The following is a 15,859-nucleotide window of genomic DNA, read 5'->3' as shown; positions in this document are numbered from 1 at the left end:
TTTTGAACGAAAAATTAGAAAGAATTTTTGATTTGCTAGCTCCAGGAAAGCCTATTAGAAAAGGTATAGACAGGATAATGGAAGCAAACTTGGGAGCATTGTTGTTTTTTTGTTCACAACCTGAAAAGCATCTTAAAGAAGGACTAATACAGTTGGGCTTTAGACTTGATTCTGATTTTTTACCCGAAAAAATTTATGAACTCTCAAAAATGGATGGGGCTATTGTCTTGAATAGCGATGGAACTCAAATTCTTGCAGCAAATACACAACTTAATCCTGATAAGAGCATTCCTAGTTCAGAAACCGGCATGAGACACAAAACTGCTGAAAAAGTGTCTATTCAAACGGGAGATTTAACCGTCGCGGTTTCTAAAAGAAGGAACATTGTTTCAGTTTATTATAATAAAATGAAATATGAACTTCTGCCTGAAAACGTTTTATTTGCTAGATTAAATCAAGAAATTACGATTGCCCAAAGATACAGACAAAGCTTTATGAACCTATTAGACTATCTAAACATTGAAGAGGCAAGGGGAAATGTAAGTCTCGCCGACGTTGTTGAGATACTTTCCAAAGGTTTACTTACGATAAAAATTATACAAAGAGCCGAAAAATACTTATTAGAATTGGGAGAAATTGCTGGAAGCGCAAAATTAGAATACGAAGAAATATTAAGAACAATCCCTAAGTATGTGGGCGCTGTTATAATGGATTACAGCTCAGAAAATTTAAAGTATCAAAAGCCCGAAGATGCCACAAGCATATTCAAAGATTTAGACTTTAACGAGTTGGTTGATCCATTCAAAATAGCGAAAACTCTCGGGTATATTGATGTTTCCTCTGAAGATGATTTGGAGGAAACAACTTTATCATCTAGGGGTTATAGAATCCTTTATTCTACTAGATTACCAACTACTGCGGTAAAAAAAGTTGTGGAAAGCTTTACAAACCTTCAAGAATTAATGAATGCCACCTTTGAAGAATTAACAAATGTAAGTGGAATAGGTAAAAGGAGAGCGGAAATAATCTTGGGGGCATTAAATAAAAAGAAAAGGGAAAAAGAAGAATTAGAAGAGGAAACTATGCAAATAATGAGTAAAGAAAAGAAATAATTATGCTGATGATCGTTTTTCAAATTAATTTTTTAAAGAATATTATAAGTTTTAGAGGTGAAGAAATATAACAATTCTGGCAAGAAACAAAAAAGCTACTCACGATTATGAAATATTAGAAACCTTCGAGGCAGGGATTTCTTTGTTAGGTACCGAGGTGAAATCCTGCAAGGCAAGAAAAATTAATTTCAAAGATAGTTTCTGTAAAATAGAAAACGGAGAATTGATTTTATACAATATTCACATTAGTCCCTATTCAGGGGCATCTCTATTCAATCATGATCCAGAAAGACCTAGGAAACTTTTGCTTCATAAAAAAGAAATAAGGCGCTTGCAATCTAAAGTTAAACAGGAAGGTTTGACGATAATTCCGCTCGAATTCTATGTTAACAATAAAGGACTGATAAAGGTTAAAATCGCTTTGGCTAAAGGATTAAAAAAATACGATAAGCGCGAAAAGATTGCAGAAAAAGAGTATGAAAGGAGAATTAGAAAACAACAAAAATATGAAAATATCTGAAAAAATTTCACCAGCAATATCAATTAAGGGTTTAACAAAAAGATTTGGGAAAACGGTTGCGGTTGATAATGTTGATCTAGAAATTAATGAAGGAGAGATTTTTGGACTTATAGGTCCCAATGGTGCAGGCAAATCTACCATTATGAAGACTATTTCCACGCTTTTAAATCCTTCACAAGGAAAGGTGGAAATACTTGGAAAAGATCTTTCCAAAAACAAACCAAACCTTAGAAAGGTGATCTCTTTAGTCTCTGATTATTCTGTATTGGAAAATGATTTAACCCCTTATGAAAACCTAAAATTATTTTCTTTAGCTTCAAATATCGAAGACAGTGATAAAAAAATTAACGAGTTTTTGCATAGTTTTGGATTGGAAAAATATAAAAACAAATTAACTAAAAACCTTTCTTCTGGCAACAAACAGAAGTTGAATATAGCTAGGGCATTATTAAAATCCCCAAAAATACTTTTGTTAGATGAACCAACGAATGCCATAGATGTAGAATCCTCAAGGTTTATAAGGCGTTATATATTAAACGAAAACATCAAAAATGGAACAACAATAGTGATAACTTCCCATTATCTATGGGAAGTTGAACAATTAGCTACAAGTGTAGGGATAATCATAGATGGAAAAATTGTTATTAAAGACAATATAGAAAATATTTACAAAAGATTTGATTCTATAATTAATATTTACGAGCTCACTTTCGATGAAAAAGACCATGAAAAAATATTAACCTATTTAAAAGATCTCTCGGATGTTTTGGCAATAAAACCCGTATCCAAAGAAAAAGTAATAATCGATTCGAAAGATAATTCATTTACAATGAATAATTTCAGCGTCTCGATTAGAAAATTACGTCCAACTCTGGAAGACATATATTCTTATATAATATCAACCCCAAATCAACCATTGAAAACAAATACTTAAGGTGATAAGTTTGCTATTAAGACTCGAAAATGTCTCACATAATTTCGGTGAATTTTACCTCTTTTATGATGTCGACTTGGTTATAAATCAAAACGATAGGATCGCTTTAATAGGTAAAAACGGAGCCGGAAAAACTACTTTATTGAATATTATTTCAGGAAATATTGAGCCTATTGAAGGACGAGTGCTCAAGAAAAATGATTTAAATATATCTCTTTTAAAGCAATATAGATTAGATTTAAATAAAACAGATCCTACTTTGTATGACTTTTTAAAGGAAAGCGTCTCAAAAATTACACCTGAACACATAGTCGATAAGAACGTTAGGAGTTTGCTAGTGGGACTTGGTTTCGAAGAAGGCCAATGGGATAGAAATGTTTCTGGTTTAAGTGGTGGTGAATTGACTAGATTATCCCTCGGAAAAACTCTTTCTGAAAAAAGCGATTTATTACTTCTTGACGAACCTACTAACCATCTGGATCTCTACTCTATTGATTGGTTAATCAACTATCTCAAAAATTACAAAGGTGCAATGGTTATCGTATCCCACGACAGGACATTTTTAAAACAGTTGTGTAACAAATATTGGGAAATAAACAATTCAAAGATTTGGGAATTCAAAGGAACCTACAAAGAATACATCCAATCACGTGAAATTTATATAAATTCAGTAAATTCGAGAAAACAGAACGTAGAAAAAGAAATAGAAAGACTCGAAAAAATGATAAAGCGTTACCGAAGTTGGGGAACAGAAAAAATGGTCAGGCAGGCAGTAATCCGTGAAAGAAAATTGGAAGAGTTGAAAAATGAACTCCAAGAGATTCAAAACATCGAAGAAGAAAAAGGTATAGACGTAAAGATCCCCCAACCCACAAAAACTGGTTACAAGGTAGTAGAGGTTAAAGACCTATCTTTTTCATACAACGAAGAACAAGAATTACTAGAAAACATCTCTTTTGAACTCTACGAAGAAGAAAAATTAGCTATATTAGGAAAAAATGGTTGCGGAAAGAGCACTTTATTAAAATTATTGATAGGTGAATTAGAAAATCATGAAGGGAACATTGAATGGGGATACAATATCAAAATCGGATATTTAGATCAAGTTATATCTAATCTCTCTCAAGAATCTGACGTGTTGAATGAAACGTGGGAATTGGTAAAGGATTGGAAAGATTTCGAAGTAAGAAAGTATCTTGGAAGATTTGGATTCTATTCTAGTGAAGTGTTCAAAAAAGTAAGCGAACTCTCTGGGGGAGAACTCACCAGATTGGCATTAGCTAAAATTTTACTTGAGAAACCAAACGTTTTGATATTGGATGAACCTACCAACCATTTGGATATCCTAACAATTGAAAGTTTGGAACAAGCACTCAAAGAGTACACAGGAGCCATCATCTTTGTCTCACATGACCAATCTTTTATTGAAAACATCGCCAACAAATTTCTTTTAATAGACAACGGGGAATCCAAAATATCTGAAAATATTCAATCTCTTTTAGAAGAAATAAAAAATAACTCTTTTAAAATAAAAAAAGAAAAAAAAGTAAACAAAGAATACGAACAAAATAAAAAAAGAAAAAACAGAATAAAAACTTTAAACAATGAAATTTCAAGAATCAGGGCGGAATCGGAACTGTTATTTGAAAAGTTAGATTCAGTTGAAGCTAAACTTTTTGAGTATGGAGACGATTATAATAAGGTGTTAGAATTAATTGAAGAAAAAAACAAATTAGAAAAGGAACTTACAAAACTACAAAAACTGGAAAGTAAATATGTAGAAGAATTAAATCAACATACTAAAATCTCAAACAATAATTACGGAGGATAATTATGAAAGGCATATATTCAGATCAAACTAAATCCTATTTTTATCCCGAGGAGCCAAGCATAGATGATAAGGTAACGATTAAACTAAGAATTCCAAAATACTTAGGTAAAAGTATTGGAAGTGTTATCTTTACTCCTCAAAAACATTTAAAAAATTATCAACATAAACCAATGCAACTCTCAAAAGAAACTACTTACTTTTATTTTTTTGAAAGTACTTTCAAAATGCCAGATAGAATTGTTAGGTACCATTTCGAAATAGATTTAATAGAAAAGGGCAAAAAAGTGTTCTATGACGCTATGGGTATTGTAGAAAATCGTGCTATTCATGACTTTGTACTCGTCGCAGATTTTAAAACTCCAAAATGGTCCCATGGTTCTATATATTATCAAATATTTGTTGATCGATTCAAAAACGGAGATGAAACAAATGATCCAGTATCCCATGAGTATCAATACGATGGTCAAGAAGTTTTAAAAAAAGATTGGAACTCACTGCCAGATCCTAAAAATGGTCATAGGGAGTTTTATGGCGGAGATTTACAAGGAGTTTTAGAAAAGATTGATTACTTAAAAGATTTAGGAGTGGAAACGATTTACCTAAACCCTATCTTTGTTTCTCCAAGTCCGCACAAATATGATACTCAAGATTACGAACATGTAGACCCTCATTTTGGGGTTATAGATGAAGATTCGGAAGATCTGAACGAAAAGTACAAAGTCAGAACTACATCTATAAAGAACCTTGAAAAAAGCGATGAAATTCTAAAGCTTTTGATTCAAAAAGCCCATGAAAAAGATATAAAAATTATTTTAGATGGTGTTTTCAACCATTGTGGTTCTTTTCATAAATGGATAGACGAAATGGATTTATATGGTGAAGGTAGTCTACATAGGGAGGATTCCCCTTATAAAAGTTATTTTTATTGGGACAGTGCTCAAAATAACTATGAGGGATGGTGGGGCTTTCACACCCTACCAAAATTGAATTATGGAAATATTAGTTTATGGAAATACATAGCGGATATTGGGAAAAAATGGGTTAGCGAACCTTTCAATGCAGATGGATGGAGACTCGATGTTGCAGATGATTTAGGTAAATCTTTTGAGATGAATACGGCCTTTTGGAGATTCTTCTACAAAGTTGTAAAAAAGTCAAATCCTGAATCTATAATATTTGCAGAAATTTATAAATCACCTCTTACTTGGTTAGAAAGAAAATGTTGGGATTCTATAATGAATTATATAACCTGTATGGATCCCGTTAGTTATTTTCTTACAGGCATGGAAAAACACAACGAGCATCATAAACCTGAGCTCTTAAAAAATGCTGAGTATTTCGTTAACTCAGTTAGATGGGCTTTATCTCAATTACCCATGAATAGTAAATTTATTGCATTAAACCAACTAAGCAACCATGATCATTCTAGATGGATGACAAGAACCACACAAAAAGTTGGGAGATTGGGACCGCAAACTCATGAAGAAGCTTCCCTTGGAAAGGATTTAGATGTTTTCAAAATAGGATTAGTCACAATGTTTACTCTTCCAGGATCACCAGGATTATTCTACGGTGATGAAATAGGTTTGGAAGGTTGGACAGACCCAGATAATAGGAGACCTTACCCTTGGGGAAAAGAAAGTGAAGAAAATAAAATGTTGTTTAATTTCACAAAAGAATTAATTAAAATGTACAAAGAGCATCCTGCATTGAGAAAGGGATCTTTTGATTTTCTTGATTGGAATAGTGGATACGTATCTTACGCTTCATGGAATGAAAGTGAAAATATAGTCACCATTATAAATAGAGAAGAAAAAGAGATCGATGTTGAACTGCCATTATGGCTACTCGATAAAAAAGAAGGCAATATAACTCTTTTATTCTCAACAAAAGATTTCAATTTAGAAGATAATTCTTATAATGATGGCAAAAAATCTCTGAAAATTCCAGAGAAAATTGCCCTTGTATTTAAAATTAATTGATTCGCTTTAGTTACATATATGGCTTTTTTCTAATGTTCTGTTATCTCACCCTTTAAAATATTAATTCCGTGTGGGATAAGATCCTTAACAGCTTCAAAACATTCTTTAACCGCCTTAGTACTACCTGGAAAATTGATGATTAGAGTAAATTTTCTAATGCCACAAACTCCTCTAGAAAGATATGCCATTGGGGTATTCTCCCCTGTGGCATATCTGATTTTTTCCGGAATTCCTGGAACCTCTTTTTCGATAATGTTTTTCGTAGCCTCGGGTGTAACATCTCTTGGAGCAAAACCCGTTCCTCCTGTTGTGAGTATTAAGTCTGCAATATTATTGTCGGCTACTTCTTTTAATTTTTGTTCTATTTCTTCTTTTTCATCTGGAATTATTAGGTAAAGAGTTTTAATCCAACCTTCCTCTTCAACCATCTTTATTAGTAATTCACCACTTTTGTCTTGTCTTAAACCCTTTGATCCTTTATCACTTATTGTTATTATTGCTACTTTAATCATTACTCCCCCCCTACTCTGATACAATCGTTAATTTATCACCCGGAATCACGATGCCTCCTTCTAAAACTTTGGCGAAGATCCCCTCTGTCAGCATTATATTATCAGGATTGAATTCTCCTGCTTTCCCTATTTCGGTAATTTCGAGTAATACACTTTCACCTATTCTAAATTTGGTTCCCACAGGGTATTTATATAACTCTATCCCTTCTATAGTTATATTCTGTGCGAAGTTGCAATATCCATCTTTTAAATTTAAATTCTTTTCTTTCACTATCTTTTCAAGGCTTTCTATGCCCAACAGACTGACTTGCCTATGACTTTTTCCTGCATGATAGTCACCCTCAACGCCATAATTAGTTATAATGTTGATTTTATCTTGTTCTTTTTTGAGCATTCCTCTTTTTTCACATTTACAAACTTTGACTACTTTACCTTCTCTACTCATCGTTTTCTCTAACATAAGTTCCACTTTTACCTCCAGTCTTTTTGAGTAATTTTATATTTTTAATCACCATATCTTTATCTACAGCCTTACACATATCGTACACAGTTAAAGCCGCTATTGAAACACCAGTAAATGCTTCCATTTCAACCCCCGTTTTGCCTGTTGTCCTTACCGTTGCGTAGATACCTAAAGTTGTGGCATTTTCAAATTCAAATTTTATATCTATGCCGGTTATCAACAAAGGGTGACACATGGGGATTAACTCAGCTGTTTTCTTAACACCCATAATTCCAGCCACTCTTGCAGTTTCTAAAACAGCTCCTTTTTCTATCTGACCATTCTTTATCCTTTCAAGGGTTGATTCTTTTAGCTTTATTTGTCCATAGGCTATAGCTTCTCTTTTGGTTTCACCTTTATCTGTAACGTCAACCATCTTTGCTCTACCTTTTTCATCTATATGGGTGAATTCTTTCATACCTATCCTCCAATTTGGGACATATTTTTCTTTGGGAAGAAATTATTTTTGTAAAAGTTGTGACTAATGGGTTTAAGAAGAAGAGCTTTTTCAAACTTTTCTCTCACACCTTCTGTAGAAATCTTCCCATCTTCATCGCGCATATTTACTTCAACATCGCTGGCAAGACAAGGCCTCAAAAATCCATCAGCGGTTAATCTCATCCGATTACATGTTGAACAAAAGTTATGACTAATAGCGGTGATAAACCCTACAGTTCCCCTTGCCCCAGGGACTTTGAAATCCTTTGAAGGGCCATTATTTTTCATATCTACAGGGACCATACCCATCTTATTGATAATTTTTTCCTTGAATTCGTTTAGAGATACATAATAATTACCAGAAAGAAGGCTTGTTTCACCCATAGGCATATATTCAATAAATCTCACGTGTAGATCTTTATCCTTTGTGAGTTCAACAAAATTTTCCAATTCACTATCGTTTAAACCCTTCATCACAACGGTATTAATCTTTACTGGATTTAAGCCAACTTCAAGTGCTGCTTTAATCCCTTCAATTGCTTGTGAAAACTCGCCCCTTCGAGTAATTGTTTTATAGGTATCGGGATTTAAAGAATCAAGACTTATGTTAACCCTAGACAAACCTGCCCTTTTTAAAGCAAAAGCATATTTTGGTAGAAGAACACCATTGGTTGTCATAGTAATATCTTCAAGTGCAGAAATTTTCCTTAACTCCTTGATTAAACCTACTACGCCTTGCCGAACAAGAGGTTCACCACCTGTGATACGAACTTTTTTTATACCAAGTTCAGTACCTACTTCAACAATTTTGATTATTTCTTCGTATCTTAGAATACTGCTATGGGGCTTGAAAGTTACACCTTGGGGTGGCATACAATAAATACAACGTAGATTACATCTATCTGTTATCGATATTCTAAGATAATCGATACTTCTTCCGTATTTATCAATCATTATAATTAAACTCTCCTTTTTAAGACATTACTTCTCCTGTATTATCTGTCCTATAACCACCTAATGCAATTACTTGGCTTTTAAACTTTTCAGAATTAATCACCTCTATAATTTTTTTCATCCTTGTATCTTGTAGAAAGTCAGTTGGAATTATAAAATCATATCTTTCTTCTAAAAGAGGTATAAAATCCAAATCCATAGCATCGGCAGCTGCCTTTATCCCTAATCCTACATCTGCAGATTTATTTGCAACGGCTGCCGCAACAGCAGTGTGGGTGAATTCTTCTCTCTCGTATCCCCTAATTGATTTTGAAGGTATTCCCTTTTTGTTCAACCAATAGTCTAGCAATACACGCGTACCTGAACCTTTCTGTCTATTGATGAAGTTAATATCTGGACGGCTTAAATCCTCTATCTTTTTCAATCCCAAAGGGTTACCTTTTGGTACAATTAAACCCTGTTGTCTCCAAATTAAATTCACCATAGTTACTTTTTTATCACCTAAAATCTCTTTAACGTAAGTTTTATTGTACGTTCCACTTTGTGGATCCAAAAGGTGGGCTCCTGCCAAATGACACTCACCTCTTTTAAGCGACATCAACCCTCCCATACTCCCCACAGATTGAATGTTAAAGTCAAATCCAAGTTTTTGAGATTTTATTTCATTAACCAATATGTCTAATGAATAATCATGGCTTCCAATGAACAACACGTTTTTTGAAATGGAGGAGATGGGTTTCAAAATATATATTTTCACCTTTTCGTTGATACCTATTCCTTCAGATTTTTCTGGGACAGGCATAATACCATCTGCATTCACCAGTGACTCCATGGCAGCCGATCCCCTTTTTCGGGGAACCGCTACGTATTCTCCGTCAATAAAAGCTAAATTAACCCTTAAAAATTCTTCCAACCCAACTTGTGAAGGAACTTTTCTACGAACAACCGCATTTATATATGGCATTTCTGGAACGCCCAAACTTTGCATCTGATACACAAGTGTCCGTACAAAAATATAATAATTCAGCAACGCAGAGAGGGGATAACCAGGTATACCAATTACCGGCTTGCCTTTTATAATACCTAGAATAACAGGTTTACCTGGCATTATATTAATGCCATGCACAATTACTCTTCCCACCTCATTTAAAATTTTCTCAGTATAATCTTCCCTACCGGCAGAAGAACCAGCTATAATGACCAAAATATCGTTTTTCTCTACCTCGTCCAACACTTTTTTCTTGAGATCTTCATATTTGTCAGGGAGGATCTCTGTGATTGAAACTTTTGCTCCCCATTGTTCGCCATAAATCTTCATTATAGTCGAATTGAAATCAACAAGTTGGCCTTTTTCTGGTTCCTGATTGGGAGGGATAATTTCATCACCCGTTGGAATGATCCCTATCAAAGGCTTTTTTTTGACATTAATTTCTTTCACACCTGCTTCTAATAAAGCTCCCACATCATAAGGCCGTATCATATGATTTACCGGGAACATTAATTGCCCTTTCATCACACTTTCTCCAATAGCTCTAATATTTTGCCATGGTGTAGCGCTTTTTTCTATAATGTAAAAATCGCCTTCATCATTTATTTCTTCTATCTTAATAACCGCATTAAATCCTTCTGGTATCGGATCCCCAGTATCAACTATAACCGCATCTAACCCTTTTTTCAACATTAATGGATTCGTTTTACTGGCTCCATATGTATTTGAAGCTTTAACCGCTATACCATCCATTGCGGAAGCATAATAATGTGGCCCAAACCTTTTTGCATATATAGCTTCTCCTGTGACTCTACCACTAGAATTTTCGGCTTTAATATTCTCTGTTTCAATAGAATAATCTTTGAAAATCTTAAAATATTCATCCATAGCTTTTTCTAAAGAGACTTTTTCTAAATATATTTTACTCATTTATCCACCTTCTTGAATTCAATTTACTACCTTGAAAAGCTCTTATATAGCGCCCCTTCGCCCCGCTCCCCACCCATAAGGAAGAGACTGGCAGCCCCTTATCCTGTTGCCCACCTATAAGGATAAAGGAGTTTTAGGCCTTTTATGCTCAGCCTAACCATAAAGATAAATAGAATTAGTATAAATAGACATCTACCGTTTCTTCTTTATTGAGTCCTTCTTTGTTAGCATCTATTTTTATATAACCATCTGCATAAACAAATGTTGATATCATTGCTGATTCACCGACTATCGGCTCAGCGATGTGATTCTTTTCAGCAGTTTCAATCAATCGAACTGGGATGTACTCTTCTCTTCCTTTGTCGGAATCCAAATTTCTACTTAACTTTGCTTTAATATTACATTTTATGCTTTTTTCTCTTATACCCATTATCTTCTCTACCAATGGTTTAACAATCACCTGGGTAATGATAAAGGATGATGAAGGGTGGCCGGGTAAGCCTAAAATAGGCTTGCCTTCAATTACTGCAAAAATTGTAGGTTTACCGGGCTTGATCGTAATTCCTTGAGACAATACACCAGGTTCCCCTAAAGAATTCAAAACTTCTACCGTCATGTCTTTGACTCCTACAGAACTACCTCCAGAGATCAGAATCAAATCGCAATCTAAATTGTTTTTTATATTCTCTCTCAAAAAATCAAATTTATCTGGAATTATCCCAACGTATCTAATTTCTGCACCTACTTCTTCTAATGTTGTTCCTATTGTGTAGCTATTTATATCCCTGATTTCACTGACTCCAGGAACACTTTCAGGGGAGACTAATTCGTCTCCTGTGGCAATTACAGCTACTTTTGGTTTTTTATAAACTTCAACATCAGTTATTCCTAAGCCTGCTAGAGCACCTACATCCTGTGGCCTGATCTTATGGTATTTATTTAAAAGTACCTTCCCCTTAGGAATATCTTCACCCTTATAAACTACATTTTCACCGACTCCGACAGAACGATTGATTTCAATCATTTTTTCGCCGACGTAATCGACATATTCTATCATAACGACAGCATTTGATCCTTCTGGCAACATTCCACCCGTTGGAATTTTTACAGCCTCACCAACTTCAACCTTTACCTTTGTTTCTTGTCCCATAAACACTTCACCTTTAACGTTCAAATAGATAGGCATACTTTCGGAGGCACCAAAAGTATCCTCCGCTTTCACAGCGAAACCATCAACAGTTGATCGGCTAAAAGGTGGAAGATCGATGGGAGAAAATAAATCCTCCGCTAAAATTCTCCCATTTGACTCTTTAAAGTTTATCGTTTCTGATGGTAACGAGCCCTTATTTAGGCTTTTATCGACAATTTCCCAAAACATTTCTGGGGTATTTAAATCCAAGAATTCAGACATACTTAGCCTCCGTCTCTATTTGAATAAACCAAGCTGACAGTACCGAACTTTGATGTTTTGATCATCCAACAATTTCCCAAATTTAGGTAATTTGATATTCAATGCTTTACAGATAGCGTGTGCATTAAAACAACTCACTTGTTCAAAATTAATCTTGAATTTCATACTGTTTCCGTCTTTGATTAACTCTTCAAGGTTTTCTCTATTGATTATAATATCGGCTTTACTTTTGGCTTTAGTTGCCGATTCTTTTTCTTGTGTATCATCAGAATCAATGTAAAAAACTAAAGTTGGTCTAACAAAATCTAGGATACTGTTTCCTTCAATGATCAAATATTCTATATCCTCATCTAAGAGCTTGCGTGCCCTTCTATAACCTTCCAACAATCCTTCATAATTTGTTTTTAGTAAGATTACATTTTGCGCTCCAGATTCTTTAAAAAGCGAAGTATCTTTACCTTTCTCGTTGATAATTGAAGGATCATCCGTAACTTCTATTTCCTTATTATTTTTATGGAGAGACGTTTTTATCACTCCAACGTGACAGTTTAAATTCTTTATCATTTGTGAAATTAAAGTAGATTTACCTACATTACTCAATTTTCCACCAACAACGATCGTAACCAAAAAAAGTTCCTCCCATCTTAGTAAACATGCACCGCAGAGGCTTTGAATGTAACAAAAACCTTTTTATTTTCTACTAAATTTAACTCTTTCAACGACTGCCTTGTTATATACACCACCAAAGGAATACCGATATCCACAGTAACATGAACTATAGATAATTGTTCACAAATCCGTTTTATTACTCCAGGGAAAACATTCCTAGCGCTTGAATCAAGAGGTTTTATAGATAACAATATATCTTCAGGTCTGATAGAGATATTAACGTTCCCTTTCTTTTCAGTAGCCACCCTTATTTTCAATCCATTTACTGAAACATAGGTATCAGAATCATCATTAATTATTTCTCCTCGAAAAATATTTCTAACCCCTGTAAATTGAGCAACAAAATCAGAATTCGGTTTGTTGAACACATCTTTTGAATCACCATCTTGAACGATCTTCCCATCTTTCATTATAGCGATTTTATCCGCTAAAGAAAATGCTTCATTAAAATCATGTGTTACATGAATTGTAGTAGTCTTGAGCTGTTTATGTAAGTTCTTCAAATCTTCTATAAATTTTTCTTTTGTTTGAGGATCTAATGCACTTAAAGGTTCATCTAACAACAAAATTTGTGGAGAAGTAATTAAAGCCCGTGCAAGAGCTACTCTTTGTTTCTCTCCTCCACTTAGATTCTTCGTTTTTCTTGTGAGTAAATGTTCTATGCGAAAAAGCTCTACTATGTTGTTTAATAGATATCTAATCTCATCTTTTTTAACTCTCCTCGATTTTAATCCAAAAACAATATTCTCTTCCACATTTAGATGTGGAAAGAGCATGTAATCCTGATAAACCATTCCAATATTTCTCTCTTCAGGAGGTAAATTTGTAATTCTTTTCTCACCAATAAACACATCCCCAAAGTCGGGTTTTATTAAACCTGCTATAATCTCAAGAATCACTGTTTTACCTACACCTGTTGGCCCCAAAATTACAAAATACTCGTTATCTTCGATATTCAAACTGATATCTTCTAAAGAAAACTTTTTAAATCTCTTCGATATATTCGCGATTTTAATCAAGTTCGTTTTCCCTCTCTCGACCTTCCACTGAATTCTTTCTGTTTATGAGTGTTAAAAAGATAAACACAATGAGACTTGTTATCACCATAATGGCTGCAACGGGGCTCGAATACTTCAATCCAAAGGAAGTAAATCTCTCGTAAATAAGTACCGACGCCGTCATTGGATGATAAGCTAAAATAACAACCGCTCCAAATTCAGATAATCCTCTTGCCCACATCATAAGTGAACCAGAAATTAAATGGTTAAAATTCAAAGGTAGCGATACTTTGAAGAAAGTTCGAGCAGAGGATGAACCCAAACTTCTAGCAACCTTTTCCAATTTAACATCGATAGATTTGAACCCTTCTTTAACTTCATTCACCAAAAAAGGCATACTAACAAACATCATTGCAACAACTATTCCTGCAAATTCGCCAACGAACTCTATTCCAAATATCGAGAAGAACCTTCCTAGAAAAAAATTACGACCAAAAACCATCAAAAGCGCTATACCAGCTGCTGTATGTGGTATTATAACGGGGATATCTATTAAACTTTCAACAAAAGATTTACCAAAAAAATCTTTACGAGCAAGTAGGTAAGCCAAAGGTACCCCTAACAATATGGAAATTAAAGTTGCAACCAACGATGCACTGAAAGTAAGCAATATGGAACTGTAAACTTCTTCTTCTTTTACAGTGTCGATAAGAACTTGCGGTTCAACTCCAAAGATAAGCTTGGCTACTGGGGTAGCTATGAAAAACAACAATAGTATCCCCAAAAAACTAAGTATTAATTCGAACCATGCTTTTTTAATCATTCGCTCCACCTTTTAAGAAGTCTTGAATCTCGTAAGGAGCTTTTTCAATGTTTACACCTTCTGGGGGATTAATTGGCGGTTGCCCATTTTCTTCCATGATGGCTTGTCCTTGTTGGCCAATGACGAATTTAATGAAAGCAATTGCTCCCTGTGGATTTGGAGCGTTCTTAGGAATGGTTAAAGCATATACCATAGGTTGCCCTACTTGCGTTATCATCTCACCTGGCTCTTTACCCGTTACATCAAAAGAAGCTGTTGCATAAAAATCGGCATATTTTGTACTTTTTAAATTAATTTGTTCTGGTAATTCCACGTAGGGCATTTGATGTTGCAATGCTACAGATTTATAAATGAAAATATAATCCAGTTCTCCTGCCTCTAATAATGCAATTAAATCTGTTTCTTTTGGTCTAACGTTTTTTGGTGGACAGTTATCAGCAAGTTTTTGATATAGATTATCCACTCCATAATATTTTTCTGCTAATTTCCAAACAATCTGACTTCTGTATCCACAAGGATCAGCATTTGGATCCGAATGACCGTACTCAACATCTGGGCGCAAAAGAATCTCATACCAATTGTCAGAATTAATCTCATCTTTGTAACGAGAATTTTCTGTGTACATTATTACCATCTCGTTGTTGGCAAAATTTATGTACCATTCTGTGTACTCAGGGATCATCAGATTTTCGATAACGGTATAATCCGCAGAACCTATAACATCCGCTTCCTTTCCAAGATCGGTAACCTTTCTAACAGCTTCTCTACTTCCCGCTGCTTCCCTAATAACATCTGTTCCTGGATACTGGCTTTCAAACGCTTTTTCAATTTGTGCAAAGGGAACGCTTAAAGACCCTGCATGGAAAACTATAATCTCCCCGCTAATCTCTTCACCCATCATCATCGTCCCAATTAAAAAAACAAATAACATAAATGTGTACTTATAAAAGCTTTTCATTATTTCCTCTCCTCTTATCTAAATTTTTTTATCTGAGTTTATAAACTCTAAAACTAATTTATCCAATCTCTACTGTGCAATCAACCTAGAAGATTGAGGAAAGGAGAACAGCTTAAAAAAATAATAACATTACAAAATAAAAAACCGGCGTGTGAAGACACCGGTTCATAATGTGTCTCCTTTCCTAATGCGGGAGGCATAGAAGTTTCCTTCTATACCCTATCGTCTAAGTCACCATAGAATAAATTCCTTAGGTAACATAGATCGAAGACATTATAAAATGTATATGAAAAAAAT

Annotated in this window: 15 protein-coding genes and 1 riboswitch; of the genes, 5 read left to right on the top strand and 10 right to left on the bottom strand. The window is 34.3% G+C overall.

The genetic code is table 11. From position 1 onward, the window contains the following. The first annotated feature begins 2 nt into the window (after positions 1-2). The 5 genes from disA (at position 3) to ACW9JY_RS03345 (ending at position 6,379) form a co-directional block, all read left to right on the top strand. Positions 3-1,112 (top strand): DNA integrity scanning diadenylate cyclase DisA, encoded by a 1,110-nt coding sequence (gene disA / locus ACW9JY_RS03365; RefSeq protein ID WP_457283390.1) that lies wholly within the window; start codon positions 3-5, stop codon positions 1,110-1,112. Between the two features lie 67 nt (positions 1,113-1,179). Beyond that, the gene (gene smpB / locus ACW9JY_RS03360; RefSeq protein ID WP_457283409.1) at positions 1,180-1,632 is read left to right on the top strand and encodes an SsrA-binding protein SmpB; all 453 of its coding nucleotides are present in this window, start codon (positions 1,180-1,182) and stop codon (positions 1,630-1,632) included. Continuing rightward, positions 1,589-2,566, top strand: coding sequence for an ABC transporter ATP-binding protein (locus ACW9JY_RS03355; protein ID WP_457283389.1), 978 nt, complete (start codon positions 1,589-1,591; stop codon positions 2,564-2,566). Before smpB ends, ACW9JY_RS03355 begins: the two co-directional genes overlap by 44 nt. Positions 2,567-2,576: 10 nt before the next feature. Further along, a complete protein-coding gene (abc-f, locus tag ACW9JY_RS03350) occupies positions 2,577-4,397 on the top strand; it encodes a ribosomal protection-like ABC-F family protein (RefSeq protein ID WP_457283388.1) in 1,821 nt (606 codons plus the stop codon). Positions 4,398-4,399: 2 nt separating this feature from the next. Continuing rightward, a complete protein-coding gene (locus tag ACW9JY_RS03345; RefSeq protein ID WP_457283387.1) occupies positions 4,400-6,379 on the top strand; it encodes a glycoside hydrolase family 13 protein in 1,980 nt (659 codons plus the stop codon). Positions 6,380-6,408: 29 nt separating this feature from the next. On the opposite strand, the gene ACW9JY_RS03340 is transcribed toward ACW9JY_RS03345, so the two are convergent. The 10 genes from ACW9JY_RS03340 to wtpA all read right to left on the bottom strand — a co-directional run bounded on the left by ACW9JY_RS03340 (position 6,409) and on the right by wtpA (position 15,562). After that, complete coding sequence (locus ACW9JY_RS03340) at positions 6,409-6,891, bottom strand: MogA/MoaB family molybdenum cofactor biosynthesis protein (RefSeq protein WP_103076292.1); 483 nt, start codon at positions 6,889-6,891, stop codon at positions 6,409-6,411. A gap of 10 nt (positions 6,892-6,901) precedes the next feature. After that, the gene (locus tag ACW9JY_RS03335) at positions 6,902-7,351 is read right to left on the bottom strand and encodes an MOSC domain-containing protein (protein ID WP_457283408.1); all 450 of its coding nucleotides are present in this window, start codon (positions 7,349-7,351) and stop codon (positions 6,902-6,904) included. Then, complete coding sequence (gene moaC / locus ACW9JY_RS03330; RefSeq protein WP_103076293.1) at positions 7,329-7,811, bottom strand: cyclic pyranopterin monophosphate synthase MoaC; 483 nt, start codon at positions 7,809-7,811, stop codon at positions 7,329-7,331. Before moaC ends, ACW9JY_RS03335 begins: the two co-directional genes overlap by 23 nt. Before the next feature lie 2 nt (positions 7,812-7,813). Then, on the bottom strand, positions 7,814-8,785 hold the full coding sequence (moaA, locus tag ACW9JY_RS03325; protein ID WP_457283386.1) for a GTP 3',8-cyclase MoaA: 972 nt from the start codon (positions 8,783-8,785) through the stop codon (positions 7,814-7,816). Positions 8,786-8,804: 19 nt separating this feature from the next. Then, positions 8,805-10,703, bottom strand: a complete 1,899-nt coding sequence (locus ACW9JY_RS03320) for a molybdopterin biosynthesis protein (RefSeq protein ID WP_457283385.1) — start codon at positions 10,701-10,703, stop codon at positions 8,805-8,807. A 175-nt stretch (positions 10,704-10,878) separates the two neighbouring features. Continuing rightward, the gene (locus ACW9JY_RS03315) at positions 10,879-12,114 is read right to left on the bottom strand and encodes a molybdopterin molybdotransferase MoeA (protein WP_457283384.1); all 1,236 of its coding nucleotides are present in this window, start codon (positions 12,112-12,114) and stop codon (positions 10,879-10,881) included. 15 nt (positions 12,115-12,129) lie between these two features. Next, on the bottom strand, positions 12,130-12,741 hold the full coding sequence (locus ACW9JY_RS03310) for a hypothetical protein (protein WP_457283383.1): 612 nt from the start codon (positions 12,739-12,741) through the stop codon (positions 12,130-12,132). A gap of 17 nt (positions 12,742-12,758) precedes the next feature. After that, on the bottom strand, positions 12,759-13,802 hold the full coding sequence (gene wtpC, locus ACW9JY_RS03305) for a tungstate ABC transporter ATP-binding protein WtpC (protein ID WP_103076298.1): 1,044 nt from the start codon (positions 13,800-13,802) through the stop codon (positions 12,759-12,761). Beyond that, positions 13,795-14,604, bottom strand: a complete 810-nt coding sequence (locus ACW9JY_RS03300; RefSeq protein ID WP_457283382.1) for an ABC transporter permease subunit — start codon at positions 14,602-14,604, stop codon at positions 13,795-13,797. The genes wtpC and ACW9JY_RS03300 overlap by 8 nt, the downstream gene beginning before the upstream one ends. Further along, complete coding sequence (gene wtpA / locus ACW9JY_RS03295) at positions 14,597-15,562, bottom strand: tungstate ABC transporter substrate-binding protein WtpA (protein ID WP_103076300.1); 966 nt, start codon at positions 15,560-15,562, stop codon at positions 14,597-14,599. The genes ACW9JY_RS03300 and wtpA overlap by 8 nt, the downstream gene beginning before the upstream one ends. Before the next feature lie 160 nt (positions 15,563-15,722). Then, a riboswitch (molybdenum cofactor riboswitch) is annotated at positions 15,723-15,844 on the bottom strand. Positions 15,845-15,859 lie beyond the last annotated feature (15 nt).

Source organism: Petrotoga sp. DB-2, from assembly GCF_054051725.1.
This window is presented reverse-complemented; position numbering and strand designations above follow the sequence as displayed.

Bases quoted from the DNA above. Each gene is read 5' to 3' on its own strand.
- ACW9JY_RS03355 (WP_457283389.1), top strand. From the start codon at position 1,589: ATGAAAGGAGAATTAGAAAACAACAAAAATATGAAAATATCTGAAAAA.
- ACW9JY_RS03345 (WP_457283387.1), top strand. From the start codon at position 4,400: ATGAAAGGCATATATTCAGATCAAACTAAATCCTATTTTTATCCCGAG.
- ACW9JY_RS03340 (WP_103076292.1), bottom strand. From the start codon at position 6,891: ATGATTAAAGTAGCAATAATAACAATAAGTGATAAAGGATCAAAGGGT.
- ACW9JY_RS03335 (WP_457283408.1), bottom strand. From the start codon at position 7,351: ATGTTAGAGAAAACGATGAGTAGAGAAGGTAAAGTAGTCAAAGTTTGT.
- moaC (WP_103076293.1), bottom strand. From the start codon at position 7,811: ATGAAAGAATTCACCCATATAGATGAAAAAGGTAGAGCAAAGATGGTT.
- moaA (WP_457283386.1), bottom strand. From the start codon at position 8,785: ATGATTGATAAATACGGAAGAAGTATCGATTATCTTAGAATATCGATA.
- ACW9JY_RS03320 (WP_457283385.1), bottom strand. From the start codon at position 10,703: ATGAGTAAAATATATTTAGAAAAAGTCTCTTTAGAAAAAGCTATGGAT.
- ACW9JY_RS03315 (WP_457283384.1), bottom strand. From the start codon at position 12,114: ATGTCTGAATTCTTGGATTTAAATACCCCAGAAATGTTTTGGGAAATT.
- ACW9JY_RS03300 (WP_457283382.1), bottom strand. From the start codon at position 14,604: ATGATTAAAAAAGCATGGTTCGAATTAATACTTAGTTTTTTGGGGATA.
- wtpA (WP_103076300.1), bottom strand. From the start codon at position 15,562: ATGAAAAGCTTTTATAAGTACACATTTATGTTATTTGTTTTTTTAATT.